The organism is Paraburkholderia translucens (genome assembly GCF_020881035.1).
In the GTDB taxonomy this organism is placed as follows: domain Bacteria; phylum Pseudomonadota; class Gammaproteobacteria; order Burkholderiales; family Burkholderiaceae; genus Paraburkholderia; species Paraburkholderia translucens.
This window is the reverse complement of the sequence record NZ_JAJITC010000014.1, coordinates 137,131-160,060: the sequence shown is the minus strand read 5'-3', so window position 1 is coordinate 160,060 and position 22,930 is coordinate 137,131. Positions and strand designations below refer to the sequence as shown.

General features: G+C 64.9%; 22 protein-coding genes. 18 read left to right on the top strand and 4 right to left on the bottom strand.

Features of this window, described 5'->3' with window-relative positions; translation table 11 throughout:
* The first annotated feature begins 86 nt into the window (after window positions 1-86).
* The 6 genes from LJ655_RS23490 (at window position 87) to ftsB (ending at window position 8,243) form a co-directional block, all read left to right on the top strand.
* Window positions 87-2,705, top strand: coding sequence for a DNA internalization-related competence protein ComEC/Rec2 (locus LJ655_RS23490; RefSeq protein WP_230563606.1), 2,619 nt, complete (start codon window positions 87-89; stop codon window positions 2,703-2,705).
* 118 nt (window positions 2,706-2,823) lie between these two features.
* Window positions 2,824-3,627, top strand: coding sequence for an alpha/beta fold hydrolase (locus LJ655_RS23485; RefSeq protein ID WP_230563605.1), 804 nt, complete (start codon window positions 2,824-2,826; stop codon window positions 3,625-3,627).
* A gap of 105 nt (window positions 3,628-3,732) precedes the next feature.
* Window positions 3,733-5,394 carry a CTP synthase gene (pyrG, locus tag LJ655_RS23480; RefSeq protein ID WP_230563604.1) on the top strand — a complete coding sequence of 554 codons (1,662 nt, stop codon included), beginning with the start codon at window positions 3,733-3,735 and terminating at the stop codon, window positions 5,392-5,394.
* Window positions 5,391-6,245 carry a 3-deoxy-8-phosphooctulonate synthase gene (gene kdsA / locus LJ655_RS23475; RefSeq protein WP_230563603.1) on the top strand — a complete coding sequence of 285 codons (855 nt, stop codon included), beginning with the start codon at window positions 5,391-5,393 and terminating at the stop codon, window positions 6,243-6,245. The genes pyrG and kdsA overlap by 4 nt, the downstream gene beginning before the upstream one ends.
* A gap of 165 nt (window positions 6,246-6,410) precedes the next feature.
* Window positions 6,411-7,694, top strand: a complete 1,284-nt coding sequence (gene eno, locus LJ655_RS23470; protein WP_230563602.1) for a phosphopyruvate hydratase — start codon at window positions 6,411-6,413, stop codon at window positions 7,692-7,694.
* A gap of 114 nt (window positions 7,695-7,808) precedes the next feature.
* Window positions 7,809-8,243, top strand: coding sequence for a cell division protein FtsB (gene ftsB / locus LJ655_RS23465; RefSeq protein WP_230563601.1), 435 nt, complete (start codon window positions 7,809-7,811; stop codon window positions 8,241-8,243).
* A gap of 96 nt (window positions 8,244-8,339) precedes the next feature.
* On the opposite strand, the gene LJ655_RS23460 is transcribed toward ftsB, so the two are convergent.
* The 3 genes from LJ655_RS23460 to LJ655_RS23450 all read right to left on the bottom strand — a co-directional run bounded on the left by LJ655_RS23460 (window position 8,340) and on the right by LJ655_RS23450 (window position 10,440).
* Window positions 8,340-8,702 carry a hypothetical protein gene (locus LJ655_RS23460; RefSeq protein WP_230563600.1) on the bottom strand — a complete coding sequence of 121 codons (363 nt, stop codon included), beginning with the start codon at window positions 8,700-8,702 and terminating at the stop codon, window positions 8,340-8,342.
* Between the two features lie 197 nt (window positions 8,703-8,899).
* Entirely contained in the window at window positions 8,900-9,850 is a 951-nt protein-coding gene (hslO, locus tag LJ655_RS23455) for an Hsp33 family molecular chaperone HslO (protein WP_230563599.1), read from the bottom strand.
* A 65-nt stretch (window positions 9,851-9,915) separates the two neighbouring features.
* Window positions 9,916-10,440 (bottom strand): gamma carbonic anhydrase family protein, encoded by a 525-nt coding sequence (locus LJ655_RS23450; RefSeq protein ID WP_230563598.1) that lies wholly within the window; start codon window positions 10,438-10,440, stop codon window positions 9,916-9,918.
* A 374-nt stretch (window positions 10,441-10,814) separates the two neighbouring features.
* Between LJ655_RS23450 and LJ655_RS23445 the strand changes: the two genes are divergently transcribed.
* The 10 genes from LJ655_RS23445 to LJ655_RS23400 all read left to right on the top strand — a co-directional run bounded on the left by LJ655_RS23445 (window position 10,815) and on the right by LJ655_RS23400 (window position 19,889).
* Window positions 10,815-11,711: a ferritin-like domain-containing protein gene (locus LJ655_RS23445; protein ID WP_230563597.1), complete on the top strand. Its 897-nt coding sequence runs from the start codon at window positions 10,815-10,817 to the stop codon at window positions 11,709-11,711.
* 69 nt (window positions 11,712-11,780) lie between these two features.
* Complete coding sequence (locus tag LJ655_RS23440; RefSeq protein WP_230563596.1) at window positions 11,781-12,665, top strand: alpha/beta fold hydrolase; 885 nt, start codon at window positions 11,781-11,783, stop codon at window positions 12,663-12,665.
* A gap of 88 nt (window positions 12,666-12,753) precedes the next feature.
* Complete coding sequence (locus LJ655_RS23435; protein WP_230563632.1) at window positions 12,754-13,584, top strand: 3',5'-nucleoside bisphosphate phosphatase; 831 nt, start codon at window positions 12,754-12,756, stop codon at window positions 13,582-13,584.
* A gap of 113 nt (window positions 13,585-13,697) precedes the next feature.
* A complete protein-coding gene (locus tag LJ655_RS23430; protein WP_230563595.1) occupies window positions 13,698-14,333 on the top strand; it encodes an L-threonylcarbamoyladenylate synthase in 636 nt (211 codons plus the stop codon).
* Between the two features lie 47 nt (window positions 14,334-14,380).
* Window positions 14,381-15,043, top strand: coding sequence for a site-2 protease family protein (locus LJ655_RS23425; protein WP_230563594.1), 663 nt, complete (start codon window positions 14,381-14,383; stop codon window positions 15,041-15,043).
* Between the two features lie 6 nt (window positions 15,044-15,049).
* Complete coding sequence (locus LJ655_RS23420) at window positions 15,050-16,252, top strand: tryptophan--tRNA ligase (protein WP_230563593.1); 1,203 nt, start codon at window positions 15,050-15,052, stop codon at window positions 16,250-16,252.
* A 28-nt stretch (window positions 16,253-16,280) separates the two neighbouring features.
* The gene (locus LJ655_RS23415) at window positions 16,281-16,883 is read left to right on the top strand and encodes a class I SAM-dependent methyltransferase (protein WP_230563592.1); all 603 of its coding nucleotides are present in this window, start codon (window positions 16,281-16,283) and stop codon (window positions 16,881-16,883) included.
* A gap of 43 nt (window positions 16,884-16,926) precedes the next feature.
* A complete protein-coding gene (gene dapA, locus LJ655_RS23410; protein ID WP_230563591.1) occupies window positions 16,927-17,844 on the top strand; it encodes a 4-hydroxy-tetrahydrodipicolinate synthase in 918 nt (305 codons plus the stop codon).
* Between the two features lie 123 nt (window positions 17,845-17,967).
* The gene (gene bamC / locus LJ655_RS23405; RefSeq protein WP_230563590.1) at window positions 17,968-19,107 is read left to right on the top strand and encodes an NlpB/DapX family lipoprotein; all 1,140 of its coding nucleotides are present in this window, start codon (window positions 17,968-17,970) and stop codon (window positions 19,105-19,107) included.
* Between the two features lie 8 nt (window positions 19,108-19,115).
* Window positions 19,116-19,889, top strand: coding sequence for an MBL fold metallo-hydrolase (locus LJ655_RS23400; RefSeq protein WP_230563589.1), 774 nt, complete (start codon window positions 19,116-19,118; stop codon window positions 19,887-19,889).
* A 120-nt stretch (window positions 19,890-20,009) separates the two neighbouring features.
* On the opposite strand, the gene LJ655_RS23395 is transcribed toward LJ655_RS23400, so the two are convergent.
* Complete coding sequence (locus tag LJ655_RS23395) at window positions 20,010-20,708, bottom strand: Bax inhibitor-1/YccA family protein (RefSeq protein WP_027198083.1); 699 nt, start codon at window positions 20,706-20,708, stop codon at window positions 20,010-20,012.
* Between the two features lie 269 nt (window positions 20,709-20,977).
* Here LJ655_RS23395 and ndk point away from each other — a divergent pair, with 269 nt between their 5' ends.
* Window positions 20,978-21,403 (top strand): nucleoside-diphosphate kinase, encoded by a 426-nt coding sequence (gene ndk, locus LJ655_RS23390; protein ID WP_230563588.1) that lies wholly within the window; start codon window positions 20,978-20,980, stop codon window positions 21,401-21,403.
* Window positions 21,404-21,619: 216 nt separating this feature from the next.
* A complete protein-coding gene (gene rlmN / locus LJ655_RS23385; RefSeq protein WP_230563587.1) occupies window positions 21,620-22,771 on the top strand; it encodes a dual-specificity RNA methyltransferase RlmN in 1,152 nt (383 codons plus the stop codon).
* Window positions 22,772-22,930 lie beyond the last annotated feature (159 nt).

Genomic DNA, 22,930 nt, shown 5'->3' with positions numbered 1-22,930 from the left:
GCCGGGCGATGCCCACGCCCGGCGGGCTTGCTGTTGCCCGTTCGCCGGCGCGTGACATCGCCCGGCACCAGCGGCGAGGAGGGTGAATGCGGGCGATCTGGTGCGGGTTTGCGTTGGGGGTGATCTGGCTGCAGCGGCAGGCGGTGTTGCCGGGTATGGGCGAATGGTGGGCGTTGATTCTGGCCGGCTGCGCGGCGGTGGGCGTGGCGGTGTGGGGCCTGAGTGCCCATGGGGCGGGCGCTGCCGGTGCGAAGTACGAGCCCGAATCCCGGCACGCGCCCGCTCGGCGGAATTGGCGCGGAGTCCGCATGCGACGGGTGGCCGGTTGGGTCGCCGTGTGGTGCGCGGCGATCAGTGTCGGCTTCGGCTATGCAGCGGGGCGCGCGCAAACGCGTCTCGCGGTGGGCCTGCCGCACGCGTGGGAAGGACGCGATATCGAGGTCACCGGCAGTATCAAGGGTTTGCCGACGCGCGACGACAAAGGCGCACGCTTCCTGTTCAACGTCGACACCAACGATGCGCGGCTTGCCGCTTTCCCGCGCGTGATCCAGCTGACGTGGATCGCGCGCGGCGCCCCGGCGCCGCGGCTCGAACCGGGCGAGCGCTGGCGTCTGACCGTGCGCTTGAAGCGTCCGCACGGCAACGCGAATTTCGGCGTGCGCGATACCGAGGCGAATCTGCTCGCGCGCAACGTCCGCGCGACCGGCTACGTGAGCGCGCCGGATCGTGCGCGGCGCCTCGCCGGTCGGGCGCGCGGACTCGCCGTCCTGGTCGACCGCTGGCGCGCCGCGTTGCGTGCGCGCATCGACGCGGTGCTCGCCGATGCGCCGCATCGCGGCATCGTGGTGGCGCTCGCGATCGGCGCGCAGGACGAAATGAGCCCGGCCGACCGCAGATGGATGCGCGGCACCGGCACGAGCCATCTGGTGGCGATTTCCGGGCTGCATATCGGCCTCGCCGCGGCTCTGGCCGGCTGGCTCGCGGCCGCGGTGTGGCGCCGCTCGGGGTGGGTCGGCCGCAATTGGCCGCTGCGCTTGCCCGCTCAGCTCGTCGGCGCAACGGCCGGTGTAATGTTCGCCGCGCTGTATGCGGCGCTCGCCGGCTTCAACGTGCCCGCGCAACGCGCACTGTGGATGTCCGCGCTCGTCGCGCTGGCGTTCCTCAGCGGCCGTCGCTTCGCGCGCTCCACCGTGCTCGCGTGGGCGCTCGGGCTGGTGCTGCTGATCGATCCGTGGGCGGTCGTGTCGGCCGGATTCTGGCTGTCGTTCTGCGCGGTCGGCGCGATCCTGTTCGCGATGTCCGGGCGGCCGCGTCGGCGGGATTCCCAGGCGTCCCGTCATGATGAGGGCAGCCCACTCCGAGCCCGGTGGCAGGCGCTATGCCGGGCATCGATCGGGCATCTGCGCGCACTCGTCGAACGGCTGCGCAGCGCCGCGCACGTGCAGTTCGCGGTGACGATCGCGCTCGCGCCGCTGACCGCGTACTGGTTCGCGCAGATTCCGCTCGTCGGTCCGCTTGCGAACGCGTTCGCGATTCCGTGGGTGAGCCTGCTGGTTACACCGACGGTGCTCGCGGGCGTCGCGTTGCCCGTGCCGTTCGACGCGCTCGCGTGGCGCGCCGCGCACACACTGCTCGACGCTCTCGCGGCTGGCTTGCAGCCGTTGTCGGGACCGCGCTGGACGCTCTGGTTGCCGCAGCCGCACGCGTGGGCGCTCGCCTCGGCGGCGCTCGGCGTGCTGTGGTGTCTCGCGCCGCGCGGCTGGCCGTTGCGCTGGGCCGCGCCTCTGACGTGGCTGCCGCTTCTGCTGCCCAGCGCGGACGGCGCGCTCGCCGAGCCATCGGGGGCATTCCGTCTGACTGCGCTCGATGTCGGGCAGGGTACGTCGGTCCTCGTGCAGACCGCGCATCACGCGCTGCTGTTCGATACGGGGCCCGGACCCGAATCGACGGACGCGGGCGAGCGGGTGGTGGTGCCGTTCCTGCAGGCGCAAGGCGTGACGACGCTCGATACGCTGATGGTCAGTCACGCTGATTCGGATCACGCGGGCGGCGCGCGGGCCGTGCTCGAGGTGATCGAGGTGCGTCAGCTGGTGGCCGGCCTGGAGCCGGACCATGCGCTGTGGCCCAAGGCGAAGCAGCACGACGCGCAGACGTTGCCGTGCGTGGCGGGGCAGCGCTGGCAATGGGACGGTGTCGAGTTCACCGTGCTGTGGCCGGACGCTGGCGCATTCACGGCCAGGTCGAACGATCATTGCTGCGTGCTCAGGGTCAGTACCTTGCCGGCCATCACCGCAGACGAGGCGGGGATGCGCGCCGGTGTCCACGCGCAGCGCTTCGCGGCCCTGCTGACCGCCGACATCGAAGCGCCGACCGAACGCGCGCTGCTCGCGCGTGATCGCAACATGCTGCGCTCGCAAGTGTTGATGGTGCCGCATCATGGCAGCCGGACGTCGTCGACCGAGCCGTTCCTCGACTCTGTCGATCCGTCCATCGCGTTATTTCAGGTAGGCTACGAGAATCGCTTCCATCATCCGAATGACGGCGTGTTCGCGCGCTACCTGGCGCGTGATATCGAGCTCGGGCGCAGCGACCGCGACGGCGCGGTGCGGGTCGACGTCGATCCGGGCGCACAAGCCAAGGGGGGCGCCGTACTCACGCTGGAGCGCTACCGCGATACGCAGCGCCGCTACTGGATGGAGCGCTGAGCGCGTTGCGGCTCGATGGGTGCGGCAGCGCGAACGACAGACACCATCGGCGACATAAGCGGCGGCAAAGGCAATGTATCCGCCCGCGCGCAAAAGAACACAACGGAGATAGCCGCAGTTGAAAAACATCATCCATTTCTCGCACGCAAACGGCTTTCCGGCTTCGACTTACCGGACGATTTTCGCCGAGCTCTCCGACGACTACGACGTGCGCTTCATCGAGCGGATCGGCCATGATCCGCGCTTTCCGGTCACGCAGGACTGGCCGCATCTGGTCGAGCAACTGCTCGACGACATCGGCCGCAAATACGAGCAGCCGGTGTGGCTCGTCGGGCATTCGCTCGGCGGTTATCTGTCACTGATGGCGGCGCTCAAGAAGCCGCAATGGGTGAGGGGCGTCGTGATGCTCGACTCGCCGGTGATCGCGGGCTGGCGCAGCAGCATGCTGCGCGTCTCGCAATGGACCGGGCTCGACGAGCGGTTGTCGCCGGCCGCCGCGACGCGCACGCGGCGCACGCAGTGGCCGAGCCGCGACGAGGCATGGCGGCACTTCCATTCGAAGCCCGCGTTTGCGCGCTGGGACGAGCGCATGCTGTCCGACTACATCGACTTCGGTATTCCGCAGAACTCGCCCGACGGCGCTCGCGCGCTTGCGTTCGATCGCCGCACCGAATATCTGATCTACCGGACGCTGCCGCATACGCTCGGCGCGCGGCTCGCGCGCGGCGCGCCGGTGCCGGTCGGATTCATCGCCGGTACCCGCTCGAAGGAAATCCGCCAGGCCGGTCTCGACGCGACGCGGCGCGCGACTGGCGGGCACGTCGAGTGGATCGAGGGCAGCCATCTGTATCCGATGGAAAAGCCGATCGAAACCGCGCGCGCGGTGCAGCGCATGCTGCGCGAGCTGGGGCGAACCGCCTGACGCGCAGCGCGCGAGGCGGCATCGGCGCGAGGCGGGTCGGTCGCTTTTTGCTGGGTCGGGGTCATCCTTTACGGTATAATCCGTTTTTCCCGCGAGCATCCAGCGATGACCAAATATGTTTTCGTCACCGGCGGCGTAGTATCTTCCCTCGGCAAGGGTATTGCCGCCGCTTCCCTCGCCGCGATCCTCGAATCACGCGGTCTTAAAGTCACCCTCCTCAAGCTCGATCCCTACATCAACGTCGATCCCGGCACGATGAGTCCGTTTCAACACGGCGAAGTGTTCGTGACGGAAGACGGAGCGGAAACCGACCTCGATCTCGGCCACTACGAGCGCTTCATCAGCACGAAGATGCGCAAGGCCAACAACTTCACCACGGGCCAGATTTACGAGTCGGTGATCCGCAAGGAACGCCGCGGCGATTATCTCGGCAAGACCGTGCAGGTCATCCCGCACATCACGAACGAAATCCAGGCATTCGTCGAGCGCGGCGCAGCGTCTGCGACGTGCGGCGAGCCGGATGTCGCGATCGTCGAAGTGGGCGGCACCGTGGGTGACATCGAATCGCTGCCGTTCCTCGAAGCCGCGCGTCAGATGAGCCTGCGCCTCGGCCGCAACAGCGCATGCTTCGTGCACCTGACGTTGGTGCCCTGGGTTGCCACGGCCGGCGAACTCAAAACCAAGCCTACCCAGCACAGCGTGCAGAAGCTGCGCGAAATCGGTATCTCGCCGCACGTGCTGCTGTGCCGTGCCGATCGCCGCATTCCGGATGACGAGCGCGCGAAGATCTCGTTGTTCTCGAACGTGCCTGAAGACGCCGTGATTTCCGTGTGGGACGCGGACAGCATCTACAAGATTCCGCAGATGCTGCACGACCAGGGGCTCGACGCGATCATCTGCGAAGAGCTGAAGCTCACGCCGAAGGCGGCGGACCTCTCGATGTGGTCCGAGCTCGTCGAAAAGCTGCAGAATCCGAAGCACGAAGTGACGATCGGCATGGTCGGCAAGTACGTCGATCTGACCGAGTCGTACAAGTCGCTGATCGAAGCGCTGCGCCATGCGTCGATGCATACGTCGACGCGCGTGAACATCGAGTACATCGATTCCGAAGAAATCGAAACGCAAGGCGTCGAGAGCCTCAAGCATCTCGATGCAGTGCTCGTGCCGGGCGGCTTCGGCCGTCGCGGTACCGAAGGCAAGATCGCCGCGATCCGCTATGCGCGCGAAGCGAAGGTGCCGTATCTCGGCATTTGCCTCGGCATGCAGCTCGCTGTGATCGAATTCGCCCGCGACGTGGTCGGCCTGAAGGACGCGAACAGCACCGAGTTCGATCAGGAAACGAAGAACCGCGTGGTCGCGCTGATCACCGAGTGGTACGACCGCGAAGGCCGCGTCGAAAAGCGCACCGAAGAGTCGGACCTCGGCGGCACCATGCGCCTCGGCTCGCAGCGCTGCCCGGTCAAACCCGGCACGCTCGCCGAAGAGATCTACGGCACGGATGTGAACGAGCGTCACCGTCACCGTTATGAGGTGAATAACCGTTTCGTGCCCCAGCTCGAAGGCGGTGGCCTCATCATTAGCGCCCGTACCCCGAGCGAGGATCTGCCGGAAATGATGGAGCTGCCGCGCAGCATGCACCCGTGGTTCGTCGGCGTGCAGTTCCACCCGGAATTCACGTCCACGCCGCGTGACGGTCATCCGCTGTTCAAGTCGTTCGTCGAAGCGGCGCTCGCGCATCAGCAGTCGAGGGTCGAGGAGAAGGCATGAAACTGGGCGATTTCGACATCGGGCTCGACAAGCCGTTTTTCCTGATCGCCGGTACCTGTGTCGTCGAGTCCGAACAGATGACGATCGACACGGCCGGCCGCCTGAAGGAAATCTGCGCAAAACTGAACATTCCGTTCATCTACAAATCATCGTATGACAAGGCCAACCGCAGCAGCGGCAAGTCGTTCCGCGGTCTGGGCATGGACGAAGGTTTGCGTATCCTGTCGGAAGTGAAGCGACAGCTCGGTGTGCCGGTGCTGACCGACGTGCACGCCGAGCACGAGATCGAGCAGGTCGCGTCGGTCGTCGACGTGCTGCAAACGCCCGCGTTCCTGTGCCGTCAGACCGACTTCATCCACGCGTGCGCGCGCTCGGGCAAGCCGGTCAACATCAAGAAGGGCCAGTTTCTCGCGCCGCACGACATGAAGAACGTGATCGACAAGGCGCGCGATGCCGCGCGCGAAGCGGGTCTGTCGGAAGACCGTTTCATGGCGTGCGAGCGCGGCGTGTCGTTCGGCTATAACAACCTCGTGTCGGACATGCGTTCGCTCGCGATCATGCGCGAGACCAACGCGCCGGTCGTGTTCGACGCAACGCATTCGGTGCAGTTGCCGGGCGGGCAGGGCACGAGCTCGGGCGGCCAGCGCGAATTCGTGCCGGTGCTCGCGCGCGCCGCGGTCGCGGTGGGCGTCGCCGGCCTCTTCATGGAAACGCACCCGAATCCTGCGCAAGCGAAATCGGACGGCCCGAACGCGGTGCCGCTCAATCGCATGGCCGACCTGCTCGAGACGCTCGTGACGCTCGACCAGGCCGTCAAGCGCGGGCCGTTCCTCGAAAGCGATTTCAACTGATAGAGGCGTGCGCCGCGCGTCACGATCGACCTCGATAATCGGCACGCGGCGTTTTCGCACAGTGGTGGTCGAACGTATTGGCGCGCGAGTGGTCTGTCGGGGAGACCGGCAGGTGTGCAATACAGTGTCAGGGTAAAGAATTCAACGTCATCCTTTGAGGAAACCATGAGTGCTATCGTAGACATCATCGGTCGAGAGATTCTCGATTCGCGAGGCAACCCCACCGTCGAATGCGACGTGCTGCTCGAGTCGGGCACGATGGGCCGCGCAGCGGTGCCGTCGGGCGCGTCGACTGGCTCGCGCGAAGCCATCGAACTGCGCGACGGCGAAGCCGGCCGTTACGGCGGCAAGGGCGTGCTGAAGGCCGTCGAGCACATCAATACGGAAATCTCCGAAGCGATCATGGGTCTCGACGCTTCCGAGCAGGCTTTCCTCGATAAGACGCTGCTCGAGCTCGACGGCACCGACAACAAGTCGCGCCTCGGCGCGAACGCCATGCTGGCCGTGTCGATGGCCGTCGCGAAGGCGGCCGCCGAAGAAGCCGGCCTGCCGCTGTACCGCTATTTCGGCGGTTCGGGCGCGATGCAACTGCCGGTGCCGATGATGAACATCGTCAACGGCGGCGCGCACGCGAACAACAGCCTGGACATCCAGGAATTCATGATCGTGCCGGTCAGCCAGCCGACCTTCCGCGAAGCACTGCGCTGCGGCGCCGAAGTGTTCCACGCGCTGAAGAAGATCCTGTCCGATCGCGGCATGAGCACGGCAGTCGGCGATGAAGGCGGCTTCGCGCCGAACTTCGGCAGCAACGAAGAATGCCTGTCCACCATCCTGCAAGCCATCGAGAAAGCAGGCTACCGCGCCGGTGAAGACGTGCTGCTCGCGCTCGACTGTGCAGCGAGCGAGTTCTACCACGACGGCAAGTACCAGCTCGCGGGCGAAGGCCTGCAGTTGTCGTCGACGGAATTCGCGGACTATCTGGCCAATCTCGCCGACAAGTTCCCGATCGTGTCGATCGAAGACGGCATGCACGAAGGTGACTGGGAAGGCTGGAGGGTCCTGACCGACAAGCTCGGCAAGAAGGTGCAGCTGGTCGGCGACGACCTGTTCGTGACGAACACGCGCATCCTGAAGGAAGGCATCGAGAAGGGCATCGCGAACTCGATCCTGATCAAGATCAACCAGATCGGCACGCTGACCGAAACCTTCGCGGCGATCGAAATGGCCAAGCGCGCCGGCTACACGGCCGTGATTTCGCACCGCTCGGGCGAAACCGAAGACTCGACGATCGCTGACATCGCCGTCGGGCTGAACGCTGGCCAGATCAAGACCGGTTCGCTGTCGCGCTCGGATCGCATCTCGAAGTACAACCAGCTGCTGCGTATCGAGGAAGATCTCGGCGATATCGCCAGCTACCCGGGCAAGTCGGCCTTCTACAATCTGCGCTAAGCGTTTTTCGCCGGATTGTTCACGCCGATCGATGAGCCGGTTATCCTTCGTCTCTGATTGACCTCGCCGCCCTGCGTATAGCGCAGGGCGGCGCGTATCCACTGTGCTTACTTCATGCGGCTTGTCACTGCTGTCCTGATCGTTCTGCTGGCGTTGATCCAGTACCCGCTCTGGTGGGGGCACGGCGGCTGGCTGCGCGTGCATGAGTTGCAGGGGCAACTCGCGCAGCAACTCCAGAAGAATGCCGATGCGAAACTGCGCAACGAACGCATCCAGGGCGAAGTGCAGGATCTTCAGAATGGCACGGCCGCGGTCGAAGAGCGGGCGCGCTACGAAATGGGCATGGTCAAGGACGGCGAAGTGTTCGTGCAGTTCGTGTCGCCGAACCAGCCGTTGCCGACGCCAAGCGCGCCGTCGACGGATACTTCGACGCGCGGCGAGGTGTCGGCAGCGCCGCTGCACGTGGTGCCGAATCCGGAGTCGCGCGCGAAGCCGGATCGCAAGCGTGGCGGGAAAGCGGTAGCGAAGGAGAAGAAGCCGGCGCGCTGAGCTCGGATGGCTCGCATCGGCCTGGCAGGAAGAACGCAAAAAAAGCGCGGTTCATTTTGAACCGCGCTTTTTTATTGTGTGCCGAGGATTCCGGGGTTACCAGCCCCAATACGGCCCGAAGCCGACGCCAATCCCTGTTCCCCAGCCACGTCCCCAGCCGCCGCTCGAGAAGCCCAAAGAAAACCTCACGGGCGGTGAACGCGAATAGTAGCGCTGCCAGGCTTGCGCGGCGGCGTCCGCGGCCATCGCCTGATTCTGTTCGAACATGACCTGTTGCTCGATCGCGTCATAGCGCGCGCGTTCTTCTGGTGTCAGCGTCTGCGCATGGCTGACGGTCTCGGCCTGATCGGGCGGCAGCCGGCTCAGAATCGGCGATGGACCGGGTGGATCGATCGAGCAGCCGGCCAGCGCCGCGCTGCCCGCGGCGATAGCTAGTACCAACGAAAGCATGTGTTTCATGGTCGAATCTCCATCGGTCCGATGGCTCGAGCCGGTACTCCCGACGCGCGGCGCCGCATCTCTCCCACGTATCAACACAGCGATCAAAAGCAACGCGCCGCCCGAGCCGTGACGAGGCATGGGGCGGCGCGGCGGGGACTCTACCGGATAGCGCGATCAGTTCGCAGGTAGGTAGTCCGCTTCAATGAAAGCGTGGTTTAGTGCCGCTGCTCGGCTGCCGGCGTCACACCTTCTGAGAGTCCGCCGGCCAGGAAAAGTTGCGCGACGTCGACCGGGTCGAACTCGTAGCGCTGATTGCAGAACTCGCAGTGGATCTCGACGTGGCCGCGTTCCTCGATCACGCCGTCGACTTCATCGCGGCCGAGCATCTTCAGCATCGCGCCGACTTTTTCGCGCGAACACGTGCATTCGAAGCGCGCGGTAACCGGTTCGAAATGCTGGACGTTTTCCTGCCAGAAGAGGCGCCGGAACACTGTCTCCGGTTCCTCCTTCAACAGCTCGTCCTGCGATAGCGTGCCGCCGAGCGTGCAGACGCGCTCCCACGTATCCGCGTCAAGCTCGCCCGGATGCGGCACGATGCCGCCGTCGCCCGGCAGCTTCTGCAGCAGCATGCCCACCGCGCGCTCGGTGTTCGCCGCGAGCCACATGCGCGTGTCGAGCTGTTCGGAGTGGTGCATATAGTGCTCGAGCACTTCGGAGATCGACTTCAGCGGTCCGCTCACGCCCGAGAGCGGCACGATACTTTGGTACGGCTGCTGGCCGGGCTGCTTGTCGGTCGGATCGAGCGTGATCACGCAGCGGCCGTGGCCGCTCGCGTTCACCAGATCGACGAGCGAGGTGGTGTCGTCGATCGTATGGGCCGCTTCGTCTGACAGCTTCGCGGTGGCGCGCATCGTCAGATTCGAGCTGCACTGCACGACCAGCATCTTGACCGGGCCATCGCCGAAAATCTGCATGACTAGCGTGCCGTCGAACTTCAGGTTCGCCGACAGCAGCGCGCAGGCGGCCATCATTTCGCCCAGAATCGTTCGCACGGGCCCCGGATAATCGCGGCGCGTCAGCACGTCCTGCCAGGTATTGCGCAGGGAAACTATCTCGCCGCGCACCGGCGCCGCGCTGAACATGAATTTTTGCAACTGGTCGCTCACAACTTTTCCTCGGTGGAATGGCGCGGCGTGATGCCGCGGCTTTGCGCGCCGCACGCGCCGGCCGTCTAGCCGATGCGTACGAGCTGCGCCTTGAAATAATCGCGGCGCCCGGCATAGCTTGCCGTGCCGCGCTGCATGTTGGCGATATCCGCTTCCGTCAGTTCGCGCACCGCCTTCGCGGGCGCGCCGAGGATCAGCGTATTGTCGGGAAACACCTTGCCCTCGGTGACGATGGCGCCCGCCCCGACCAGACAGTTGCGGCCGATCACCGCGCCATTCAAGACCACCGCCTGAATCCCGATCAACGCACCTTCCCTGATCGTGCAGCCGTGCAGCATGGCCTGATGGCCGATCGTCACGTTCGGCTCGACCGTCAGCGGATAGCCGGGGTCGGTGTGCAGCACCGCGTTTTCCTGCACGTTGCTGCCGGCGCCGATCGTGATCGGCTCGTTGTCGCCGCGCAGCGTTGCGCCGAACCACACGCTCGCGTTCTCCTCGAGCGTCACGTTGCCGATGATGTTCGCCGAATCGGCGACGAACACGCTTTCATGAATGACCGGAGCGGCTTCGCCCAGCTTGTAGATCGTCACAATGTCTCCTTGTCGGTCGGAGCCCGGTAGGGGATGACTCCGATGGTGTGCGCGATGGTTGCCTGATCGCTTGCCGCACACGGGCGGGACGGCGTGCGCCCGGCGCGATGCGAAATGGGAAGTCCCGAGTCGTCAACCGACGGGCGGCCCCGAAAGCGCGCCCATTGGTCGAATCGAGTATTGTAAACGTTTGAGTGCTTGGGCCGCTTGGCCGACGTAGCGCGATGGCGAGGGGGTTGGCCGGCGCCGTGGCCGACCCGGCGTGTTGCCGGGCCAAGCTCATCCGTTTCCTCTGCCGGTAGCGTGCTTCGCTCGGGCATTGCCCCTGCTGTCTATCCGTCGTCCGTTACGCTTCCATCGCCGATCTGCTTGTCATGATGTCCACCGCTTCCCTCGCTTCTCCCGCATCGAATCCTCGCGTCGAGCCGTCGTGCGCACGTAGCGCCGCGCTTGCCGCGTTGCGCGAGCGGGATCCGGCCGCGAAGGCCGCGGCGGCCCGCGCACTGTACGCGGCCGTACTGGACGGTCGTACGCTCTGTAGCGCCAGTCTTGACCTTGCCGAGCCCGCCGGCTTGCCGGGCCGCCCCGCGCGGCCCGAACTGGTCGAAGCGCGCCAGCTTGGCCGGCGCAGCATGCAGTCGCCGCAGGGCCGCGCGGTGCTCCTTCATGCGCTCGCGCACATCGAGTTCAACGCGATCAATCTGGCGCTCGACGCGGTCTGGCGTTTCCCTCGGATGCCCGCCGCGTTCTATACCGACTGGCTCAAGGTCGCCGCCGAAGAGGCATATCACTATTCGCTGCTCGCCGCGCGTCTCGCCGAATACGGTCACGCGTACGGCGATTTCCCAGCGCACAGCGGCCTCTGGGACATGTGCGAGCGCACTCGTGGCGACGTGCTTGCGCGGATGGCGCTCGTACCGCGCACGCTCGAAGCGCGCGGCCTCGACGCGTCGCCGCCGATCCGCGCGCGTCTGCTGCAGGCCGGCGATGACGCGTCGGCGGCGATTCTCGACGTGATCCTGCGCGATGAGATCGGCCACGTGCTGATCGGCAACCGCTGGTTTCGACACCTGTGCGACGCCGACGGCCTCGATCCGCACGACACCTATGTGCGCCTCGCCGACCAGTACCACGCGCCGAAACTGCGCGGCCCGTTCAATTTCGCAGCGCGCCGCGACGCCGGTTTCGACGACGCCGAACTCGCCGCGCTCGCGCGCCAGGATGCGCAGCAAGCCTTGCGGACAACGGATGACCGAGCGTCGCCTCGATAGTGCGTTAGCACTTTTTTCGCCGCTGTCCCTATACTCGAACGACCATTCTTTTTTGTGGGTGTGCCGTTCATGAATACTTCCCGCTCTGAGTTCGTTGCCGTGCGCGGCGTCCGGCTGCACGTGCGCCGATGGGGACGTCCCGACGCGCCGACGCTGTTTATGCTGCACGGCTGGATGGACGTCGGCGCATCTTTCCAGTTCGTCGTCGATGCGCTCGGCGGCGACTGGCAGGTGATCGCGCCCGACCTGCGCGGTTTCGGCCTGTCCGACTGGCCGGTCGCCGAGCGCGGTGGCGGCAGCTACTGGGTGCAGGACTATCTCGGTGATCTCGACGCGCTGATCGACCACTATGCGCCGAGCGGCGAGGTGAACCTCGTCGGCCACAGCCTGGGTGCGAACGTCGTGTGCCTCTACGCTGGCGTGCGGCCGCAACGGGTGCGGCGGGTGGTCGATCTGGAAGGCTTCGGGCTCGCGCCGTCGCATCCGGCGCAGGCGACCAAGCGTCTCGCCAACTGGCTCGACGAATTGCGCGATCCGCCGCAGCTCAAGCGCTACGCGTCGCTCGACGACGTCGCCGCGCGCCTGATCAAAACCAATCCGCGTCTAGCGCCGCGCCGCGCGCAGTTTCTCGCGCAACACTGGTCGAAGCCGGACGGCGAAGGGCGCTTCATGCTGCTCGCCGATCCCGCGCACAAGGTTCGCGGTCCGACGCTGTATCGTCTCGACGAGGTGATGGCGGTATGGCGCAAGGTCAGCGCGAAGGTGCTGCATGTCGAGGCGGCCGGCTCGCCGACGCTCGCGCAGATCGCCGGCGACATCCCGCTCGACGAATTCAAGGCGCGTTTTCAGGCGTTTGCGGACTGGCGCGAGAAGATCATCGACGGCGCGGGACACATGGTGCATCACGACCAGCCGGAGCAGATCGCCGCGTTGATCGAGGGATTCTGCGCCTGAGCTCGCGCCCGAATCGGCGCCGCGAGATACCCCTGCGTCCCCTTACTGCATTGCAGTAAAATGACCGCAGAACCTCTCCATGACCACGATGAACGCCGATCTCCACTGCCACTCCACCGTCTCCGACGGCCTGTTCGCGCCGGTCGACGTCGCACGCCGTGCGCACGCGAACGGCGTGACGCTGTGGGCGCTCACCGATCACGACGAAGTGGGTGGCCAGCACGAGGCGCGCGCCACAGCCGAGGCGCTCGGCATGGGCTACCTGAGCGGCGTCGAGATCTCGGTCACGTGGGCGGGGCGCACTGTGCACATCGTCGGACTCGGCATCGACCCAACCAGCCAGATCCTGATCGACGGTCTCGCCCGCACGCGCGACGGCCGCGCCGCGCGCGCCGAAGCGATCGGCGAGCAACTAGGCATGCTCGGCATTCCAGGCGCGTACGAGGGCGCGCTGCGCTACGTGTCGAATCCGGACATGATGTCGCGCACGCATTTCGCGCGCTTCCTGGTCGAGCACGGCCACTGCGCGAATACGCAGGAAGTGTTCGACCGCTATCTCGGCGAGGGCAAGCCGGCCTATATCGCACACCGCTGGGCCAAACTCGCCGACGCCGTCGGCTGGATCCAGGCCGCGGGCGGCGTCGCGGTCGTCGCGCATCCGGGCCGCTACGCCTATTCGCCGCTCGAATTCGATGCGTTCTTCGGCGAATTCATCGACCTCGGCGGCAAGGCGATCGAGGTCGTGACCGGTAGCCACACGCCCGACCAGTACCGTGAATACGCGGACGTCGCGCGCCGCTTCGGCTTCGAGGCCTCGCGCGGCTCAGACTTCCACGCGCCCGGCGAAGGCCGCATCGAACTCGGCGCATTGCCGCCGCTACCCGCCGATCTGAAGCCCGTCTGGGAACGCTGGCTGTGACCGCTCGCCGTGCCGGTGTGGCACGTCTCGCGCGCGGGGCGGCTGGCTGCGGCAAGCGCACAGCTCGCCGCAGGCCATCCGTCGCAGTTCGTCTGCCGCCTCCGTGAGTCTCCATGTCCCAATACTTTCGGCTTCATCCCGACAATCCGCAGCCGCGCCTCGTCAAGCAGGCCGTGCAGATCATCAACGACGGCGGCGTCGTCGCGTTGCCGACCGATTCGACCTACGCGCTTGCCTGCCGTCTCGACGACAAGGACGCGGTCGAGCGTCTGCGGCGCATTCGCGGGCTCGACGAAAAGCAGTTGCTGTCGCTGCTCGTGCGCGATCTGTCGGAGCTCGCCAACTTCGCGATGGTGGACAACTGGCAGTATCGGCTGCTTAAATCGGTGACCCCCGGCCCCTACGTGTTCGTACTGCAGGCCACCAAAGAAGTGCCGCGGCGCGTGTCTCATCCATCGCGCAAGACGATCGGCCTGCGCGTGCCGGATCACGCGATCACGCTCGCGATTCTTGAGGAACTCGGTCAGCCGCTGCTCAGCACGACGCTGATCATGCCCGACGAAACGGAGCCGCTGAACGACCCCGAGGAAATCCGCGCGCGGCTCGAAAAGCAGCTCGATCTGGTGATCGACGGGGGCGCGTGCGTGTGCGAGCCGTCGACCGTGATCGATCTGACCGGCTCGGCGCCAGCGCTGGTGCGGGCAGGGCGCGGTCCGCTCGCGCCGTTCGGTCTGACTGAAACGGCATGAGCGAAAGCGGACAGACGCGCGCGAGCGCATTGTTACAATAGCGAGTTATGGATTCTTCTCTCATACAGACCATTGCGGTGTACGCGCTTCCGGTGATCTTCGCGATCACGCTGCACGAAGCCGCGCACGGTTACGTCGCGCGCTGGCTTGGCGACAACACCGCCTACGTGCTCGGCCGCGTGTCGCTCAACCCGATGCGGCACATCGATCCGCTCGGCACGATCGCGATTCCGCTGCTGCTGTACTTCGCAACGAGCGGCGCGTTCATGTTCGGTTATGCGAAACCGGTCCCGGTCGCGTTCGGCAACCTGCGCAATCCGCGCTGGGGCAGCCTGTGGGTGGCGGCGGCAGGACCTGCGTGCAATTTCGTCCAGGCCCTGATCTGGGGCGTGTTCGGCGTCGCTCTTGCCGTGCTCAATGTCAACGAACCGTTTTTCACGCGCATGGCCGGCGCGGGCGTCGGTGTCAACCTCGTGCTCGGTGTGCTGAACCTCTTTCCGCTGCCGCCGCTCGACGGTGGACGCGTGCTGGCGGCACTGTTGCCGCCGAAGCCATCGATCGCGTTGTCGCGGCTCGAGCCGTATGGTTTTTTCATCGTGATGGCGCTCGTGATGACGGGCACGCTCACGCGGTTCTGGTTGCAGCCACTCGTCACGCTCGGCTATAGCGCGATCACCGCAATCCTGACTCCACTTGTCTCGCTTTTCTAAATAACCATGTTCCCAGACCGTATCTTCTCCGGCATGCGGCCCACCGGGTCGCTGCACCTCGGCCACTATCACGGCGTGCTGAAAAACTGGGTGCGGCTGCAGTCCGAGTACCCGTGCTTCTTCTGCGTGGTGGACTGGCACGCGCTGACGACGCACTACGAAACGCCCGAAGTGATCGAAAAGAACGTGTGGGACGTGCTGATCGACTGGCTCGCTTCCGGCATCGATCCGGCGCAGGCGACGCTGTTCATCCAGAGCAAGGTGCCCGAGCATGCCGAGCTCGCGCTGCTGCTCGGCATGAGCACGCCGCTCGGCTGGCTCGAACGCGTGCCGACCTACAAGGAGCAGATGGAAAAGCTGAAGGACAAGGATCTGTCCACCTACGGCTTCCTCGGCTATCCGGTGCTGATGGCGGCGGACATTCTGCTGTATCGCGGCTCGCTCGTGCCGGTCGGTGAAGACCAGGTGCCGCACGTCGAAATGACGCGTGAAATCGCGCGCCGTTTCAACTATCTGTACGGCCGGGAGCCGGGCTTCGAAGAGAAGGCGAACGAAGCGGCGAAGAAGCTCGGCGGCAAACGCTCGAAGCTTTATCACGAGCTGCGCAACGCGTATCAGCAGGAAGGCGACGACGAGGCGCTCGAGCGCGCGCGGGCGCTCTTGCAGGAATCGCAGAGCCTGTCGATGAGCGATCGCGAGCGCCTGTTCGGCTATCTCGAAGGTTCGCGCAAGATCATCCTCGTCGAGCCGCAGGCGATGTTGACAGAGGCGTCGCGCATGCCGGGTCTCGACGGCCAGAAGATGTCGAAGTCGTACGGCAATACGATCGGCCTGCGTGAAGACGCGGAAACGATCACGAAGAAAGTCCGCACGATGCCGACCGATCCGGCGCGCGTGCGCCGCACCGATCCGGGTGATCCGGACAAGTGCCCGGTGTGGCAGCTGCACCAGGTCTATACCGACGAAGCGACGCACGAGTGGGTGCAGAAGGGCTGCCGCTCGGCGGGCATTGGCTGTCTCGATTGCAAGCAGCCGGTCATCGAAGGGATTCTGCGCGAGCAGCAGCCGATGCTCGAGCGCGCGCAGAAGTACATGGACGACCCGTCGCTGTTGCGCGCGATCGTCGCCGACGGTTGCGACAAGGCTCGCCGCTTCGCGACCGAGACGATGCGCGACGTCCGCGAGGCGATGGGGCTGTCGTACAACTGATGCGCACTCGAGGCGCCGCGCCACCGCGATGAACACGCCTGTTACCCGTGGCTTGCAGGGCCTCGGTGAACCGTCGCGCTGGGTGCGTCACTGGGCGCACCTGGTCGCGCCGGGCGGCGCGGTGCTCGACGTCGCGTCGGGGGCCGGGCGTCACGCGCGCTTTTTTGCGTCTCTCGGCCATCCTGTCACCGCGATCGATCGCGACGCGACCGCCCTCGACCTGCTGGGCGGCGTGCCGCTCGTCACGCCGCTCGTGGCCGACCTCGAAGGCGCGCCCTGGCCGCTACCCGGCGATGCGGCGTTTGCCGCCGTCATCGTGACCAACTACCTGCACCGGCCGCTTTTTCCGCAGTTGCTGCGCGCGCTCGCGCCCGGCGGCGTACTGGTTTACGAGACTTTCGCGCAAGGAAACGAAAGCGTCGGCAAACCCTCAAATCCGGCATTTTTGCTCGCGCCTGGCGAGCTGCTCGACACGGTGCGCGGTCAGCTGCGGGTGGTCGCATTTCAGGACGGATTTCTCGCCAGGCCGCGTCCGGCTTACATTCAGCGCATCTGCGCGGTTCGGGAAGCGGTGCGGGAGGGTGATCCCATGCGGGCAACAGCTCCGCCTTGTTACGAGTTGGCTGGGTAATCCGCTACAATCGCGGTTTACCTGATCAAATCCATGGCTTTTCATGACTAACGGCAACCACAGCGGTCACCAGGACGGCGTTCAGATCCGCGGCAGCATTCCTGCCATCATCACCCCAATGCTCGAAGATGGCAGCCTCGATCTGCCGGCGTTTCGCAAGCTGATCGACTGGCACATCGAGGAAGGCACGAATGCACTCGTCGTGGTCGGCACGAGCGGCGAGTCGGCCACGCTATCGGTCGAAGAACACGTGCTGATGGTTAAAACCGCGGTCGAGCACACCGCGGGCAGGATTCCGGTCATCGCGGGCGCGGGTGCCAACTCCACCGCTGAGGCGATCGAACTGACGCGGCACGCGAAGGACGTCGGCGCGGATGCCACGCTGCAGGTCGTGCCGTACTACAACAAGCCGACCCAGGAAGGCATCTATCGCCATTTCACGAAGATCGCCGAAACCGTCGATCTGCCTGTGATCCTGTACAACGTGCCGGGCCGCACCGTCGCCGACATGAGCAACGAGACCATCCTGCGCTGCGCGCAGGTGCCGGGCATCGTCGGCGTGAAGGAAGCCACTGGCAACATCGACCGCGCCGCGCATCTGATCAAGTCGGCACCGGCGCACTTCGGCATCTATAGCGGCGACGATCCCACCGCGATCGCGCTGATGCTGCTCGGCGGCCACGGCAACATATCGGTCACCGCGAACGTCGCGCCGCGGGCAATGAGCGAGCTGTGCAAGGCCGCGCTCGCCGCGGACGTAAAGACCGCACGCAACATTCATCTGAAACTCCTGTCGCTGCACAAGTACCTGTTCGCCGAAGCGAATCCGATTCCGGCGAAATGGGCGCTGCAGCAACTGGGGCGTGTGCATGGTGGCATCCGCCTGCCCCTTACGCCGCTCGACGCGCAGTACCACGAAGTCGTGCGCGGCGCACTGCGCGAAGCGGGCCTGCTTGGCTGAACGGCCCGATCGTCCAGCCGCCCACGTAAGACCGCCTCCGGCATTTCATTAACCGACGTCGCTTCAGCCCACGTTCCCGGCAGACCGAACGAGGCATCGCGTTCCAGCATCACGAAGGACCTCATGAAACGTTCCGCACTTTCCCTCCACGCAACCCGCATGGCGGCGCTGGCGCTTGCCCTGTCGACGCTCGCCGGCTGTGACACGCTGAACGACTGGTTCGCTTCCGACCGGGTCAACTACAAGGCCACCACGAGTGCGCCGCCGCTCGCTGTGCCGAGCGATCTGAGCACGTCGCCGAACGATCAACGCTATGTGGCACCGCCCGCCAACCTGGCGCTCGGCGGCACGCCGACGCGCGCCGTCACCGCGGCCGGCAACGCGACCGAAGGCCAGCCGACCGCGCAGGATCCGCTCGGCATGCATATCGAGCGCGACGGCGACCGTCGCTGGCTCGTGGTAGACGGTCGCTCGCCGGAACAGCTGTGGCCGCAGCTGCAGGAGTTCTGGCAGGAAAACGGCTTCGTGCTGAAGACTGACGCACCGGCCACCGGCATCATGACGACCGACTGGGCGGAAAACCGCGCGAATATTCCGGACGACTGGTTCCGCCGTACGATCGGCAAGGTTATCGACTTCGCGTACTCGTCGGGTACACGCGACAGCTTCCGCACGCTGGTGTCGCGCGGTCGGGACGGAGCGACCGATATCTCGATCACGCATAGCGCGATGGAAGAAGTGATGACTGGTCAGGACAAGACGTCGTCGCGCTGGGAAGAGCGTCCGCGCGATCCGGCGCTCGAAGCGCAGTTCCTCGCCAAGCTGATGGAGAAGTTCGGCCTGACCGAAGCGCAGTCGAAGCAACTGCTGACCGACGCGCGTCCGGCGACCGCACCGGCCAGGATCGTGCAGGACGCGGGCGCGTCCACTCTGGATCTTCAGGAGTCGTTCGATCGCGCCTGGCTGCGCGTGGGTCTCGCTTTGGATCGCACCAACTTCACGGTTGACAACCGCGATCGCGAGAAGGGCATCTACTACGTGCGCTACGCGGATTCGATGCAGGAGCTCAAGAAGGAGGGCCTGCTCGGCAAGCTGTTCTACAGCGGCAATTCAACGCGTAAGCCGGGGCAGGAATTCCTCGTCAACGTGCGCGCGAAGGGCGACGCCGTGACGCAGGTCGCGGTCGTCGACGCGAACGGTCAGATCGACACGTCGTCCGATGCGCAGCGCATCGTGTCGCTGCTGCACGCACAACTGAACTAGGCGGGGTCGTGCGCTTCGCAAGCCTCGGCAGCGGCAGCGAAGGCAACGCGCTGCTGGTGGAAGCGCACAGCGGCGCGAGCACCACGCGCGTGCTGCTCGATTGCGGTTTTTCCGCGCGAGAAGTCGAGCGGCGTCTGGCGCGGCTCGGCGCGAGCGCCGAGCACCTCAATGCGATTCTGATCACACATGAGCACAGCGATCACATCGGCAGCGCATTGACGCTGGCGCGCAAGTGGTCGATTCCGCTGTACATGAGCTGGGGCACCGCGCGCGCGGTGGGCGCCGACGAAGCCGATGTCGACCTGCAGGTGCTGTGGGGCGACGAGGCGGTGGCGATCGGCGAGCTCAGCGTCCTGCCTTACACAGTTCCGCACGACGCCCGCGAACCGCTGCAATACGTGTTTTCGAACGGCGTGAGCCGGCTGGGCGTGCTGACCGACGTCGGCACGGCCACGCCGCATATCAAGGCGGTGCTCAGCGGCTGCGACGCGCTCGTGCTCGAATGCAATCACGACTTGCAGATGCTCGCGGGCAGTCGTTATCCGCCGTCACTGAAAGCGCGCATCGGCGGCGATCATGGGCATCTGAACAATGATGCGGCGGCTGAAATCCTGGCTTCGCTCGACCGCTCACGTCTACGGCATCTGGTCGCCGCGCACCTGAGTCAGCAGAACAATTTGCCGGCGCTCGCGCAGGCGGCGTTGGCGGGCGTGCTTGGCGCGGCGCCCACCGAGGTGGTGGTGGCGTCGCAGAGCGAAGGTTTCACGTGGCTGACGCTGTGACTCAGACGTGGAGTTGACGTGCGGTCGCGCCGCGAAGAAAAGCCCGTAACGAGCAATCGTTACGGGCTTTTCTTCGAGTCGAGCGTGGCATGCGGGGGCACGCCGAACGACCGGTTGGGCTTAATTGCGGTTGCCGCCGAAAATGCCGAGCAGCGCGAGCAGGTTGACGAACACGTTATACAGATCCAGGTAGATCGCGAGCGTCGCGGTGATGTAATTCGTCTCGCCGCCGTTCACGACACGCTGCACGTCGAACATGATGTAGGCGGAAAAGATCACGATTGCCATGACCGAAACCGTCAGCATCAGTGCCGGCAGTTGCAGGAACACGTTCGCGACCGAAGCGAGCAGGATCACGATTACGCCCATGAAGAGCCACTTGCCGAGGCCCGAGAAGTCGCGCTTGCTGACGGTGGCGATCGTCGCCATGGCCGCGAAGATCACACCAGTGCCACCAAACGCGAGCATGATCAGCGACGGGCCGTTCGAGAAGCCGAGCACGAACGCAAGGATGCGCGACAGCATCAACCCCATGAAGAACGTGAAGCCGAGCAGTACGAAGACGCCGACTGCACTGTCTTTGGTGCGCTGGATCGCGAACATGAAGCCGAAGGCGATCGCGAAAAACGCCAGCATGCTCATGGCTGGGCTGGTGGCGGCGAACAGCGAGAAGCCGGTGGCAAGCCCGACCCACGCGCCGAGCACGGTCGGAATCATGGACAGTGCGAGCAGCCAGTAGGTGTTCCGCAGGACGCGGTTGCGCGTTTCGGCGGTGCTCACCGCGCCGTTGCGGCCAAACATATACGGATGTTCGTTCATGGTCTCTCCTTCCCTCGGAAGCGTGTTTCGTGATGGTGATACGGCAATTCGCGAAGCGCCGACGGGCGCAGCGTGCATCCGTAAGATTAGCGCGGTAGCGCGGAGTTTCAATACGTCCTATCGCCCACATAGCCTACGCTACCAGTATTTTGCGCCTCTTGCTTTGATTCTTTCTGAATTGTAAGGGATCAAACGCAATGATATACGGGAATATGCTACAATTGCGGATTCATTTGAATCTGTAACCTCTTAATTTTTTTGGAGTTTTTATGGCGATCGAACGCACTCTGTCGATTATCAAGCCGGACGCAGTAGCCAAGAACGTGATCGGCCAGATCTACACCCGTTTTGAAAACGCAGGTCTGAAGATCGTGGCATCGCGCATGGTCCATCTGTCGCGCGCCGACGCCGAGAAGTTCTACGCTGTGCACGCTGCACGTCCGTTCTTCAAGGACCTCGTCGAATTCATGATTTCGGGCCCGGTGGTCGTGCAAGTGCTGGAAGGCGAAAACGCGATCCAGAAGCATCGTGAACTGATGGGTGCGACTGACCCGAAGAAGGCAGAGAAGGGTACGATCCGCGCCGACTTTGCCGACAGCATCGACGCCAACGCAGTGCACGGCTCGGACGCACCGGAAACGGCAGCTGTTGAAATCGCGTTCTTCTTCCCCGAAGTCAACGTCTACTCGCGCTAAGCGCATCGTTCTGAGGTTAGACACTGACCTCAGTCGGGTTTCGCGAGCCGTCTTTCGCGCGGCGCACTTCGTGCGAGGAATTGTTTTATCGCATGAATCGCGCGTGGGGCGCTGCAAAGTAGTAAGGTAAAAGCAGCAGGAACGGGCGCGAACGGCATGGCGTTCATGCAGCTTGTTGCATGAACGTAGTCTCGCACTGAAATGGCAGGATTCGATATGACGAGCAGTCCCTCCGTCAACCTTCTCGACCTCGACGCCCAAGGGCTCGTCGCCTACTGCGACAGCCTGGGCGAGAAACCGTTTCGCGCCAAACAACTGCAGCGTTGGATCCACCAATACAACGCTGCCGACTTCGACGGCATGACCGATCTCGCGAAGTCCCTGCGCGAAAAGCTCAAGGGGCGCGCCGCGATCACGATGCCGGGCGTCGTCAGCGACCATATTTCGTCGGACGGCACGCGCAAGTGGCTGATCGACGTCGGCAACGGCAACGCCGTCGAAACCGTCTACATTCCCGAAGAGACGCGCGGCACGCTTTGCGTGTCGTCGCAGGCCGGGTGCGCGGTCAACTGCCGGTTCTGTTCGACCGGCAAGCAGGGGTTCTCCCGCAATCTCACCACTGGCGAAATCATCGGCCAGCTGCGAATGGCCGAGTTTGCGCTGCGCGCGTCGCGCGGCGATGCTGGCGGCCGCGCCATGGGCGGCGACGGCAAGGGGGAGCGCGTCGTCACGAACGTCGTGATGATGGGCATGGGCGAGCCGCTGCTCAATTACGATGCGGTTGTGCCGGCCATGCGCCTGATGCTCGACGACAACGCGTACGGCCTGTCGCGCCGGCGCGTCACGCTGTCGACCTCGGGCGTCGTGCCGATGATGGACCGGCTCGGCGCCGATCTGCCGGTCGCACTCGCGGTGTCGCTGCACGCGTCGAACGACGCGCTGCGCGATGAGTTGGTGCCGCTGAACAAAAAGTATCCGCTGCGCGAGCTGATGGCGGCGTGCGGCCGCTATTTGAAAGTCGCGCCGCGCGATTTCATTACATTCGAATACTGCATGCTCGACGGCGTGAACGACAGCGAGGCGCACGCGCGCGAGCTGCTGGCCGTCACACGCGACGTGCCGTGCAAATTCAATCTGATTCCGTTCAATCCGTTCCCCGAATCGGGCCTCATCCGCTCGAAGCAGGAACAGATCAAGCGGTTTGCGCAGGTGTTGATGGACGCGGGCATCGTCACCACCGTGCGCAAGACCCGCGGCGACGATATCGATGCTGCCTGCGGTCAGCTGGCCGGCGCGGTGAAAGACCGCACGCGTCTTGCTGAGCGCACCGGGAAGGCGGCCAAGGTGATCGAGGTTCGCGCCGTGTAATCGCGCAGGGCAGCAGGGCGTCGGCGTTCGGCGAAAAACTCCGCGAGCGCAAACGTGCCTCCATGTCCCCGCCGGTTGAAAAGAAAGTTGGCAGAATCGATCGGGAGCGGCACACAAAGCCGCACATTTTGTTATAAACGGTCTGCGATTCGGAGGTGA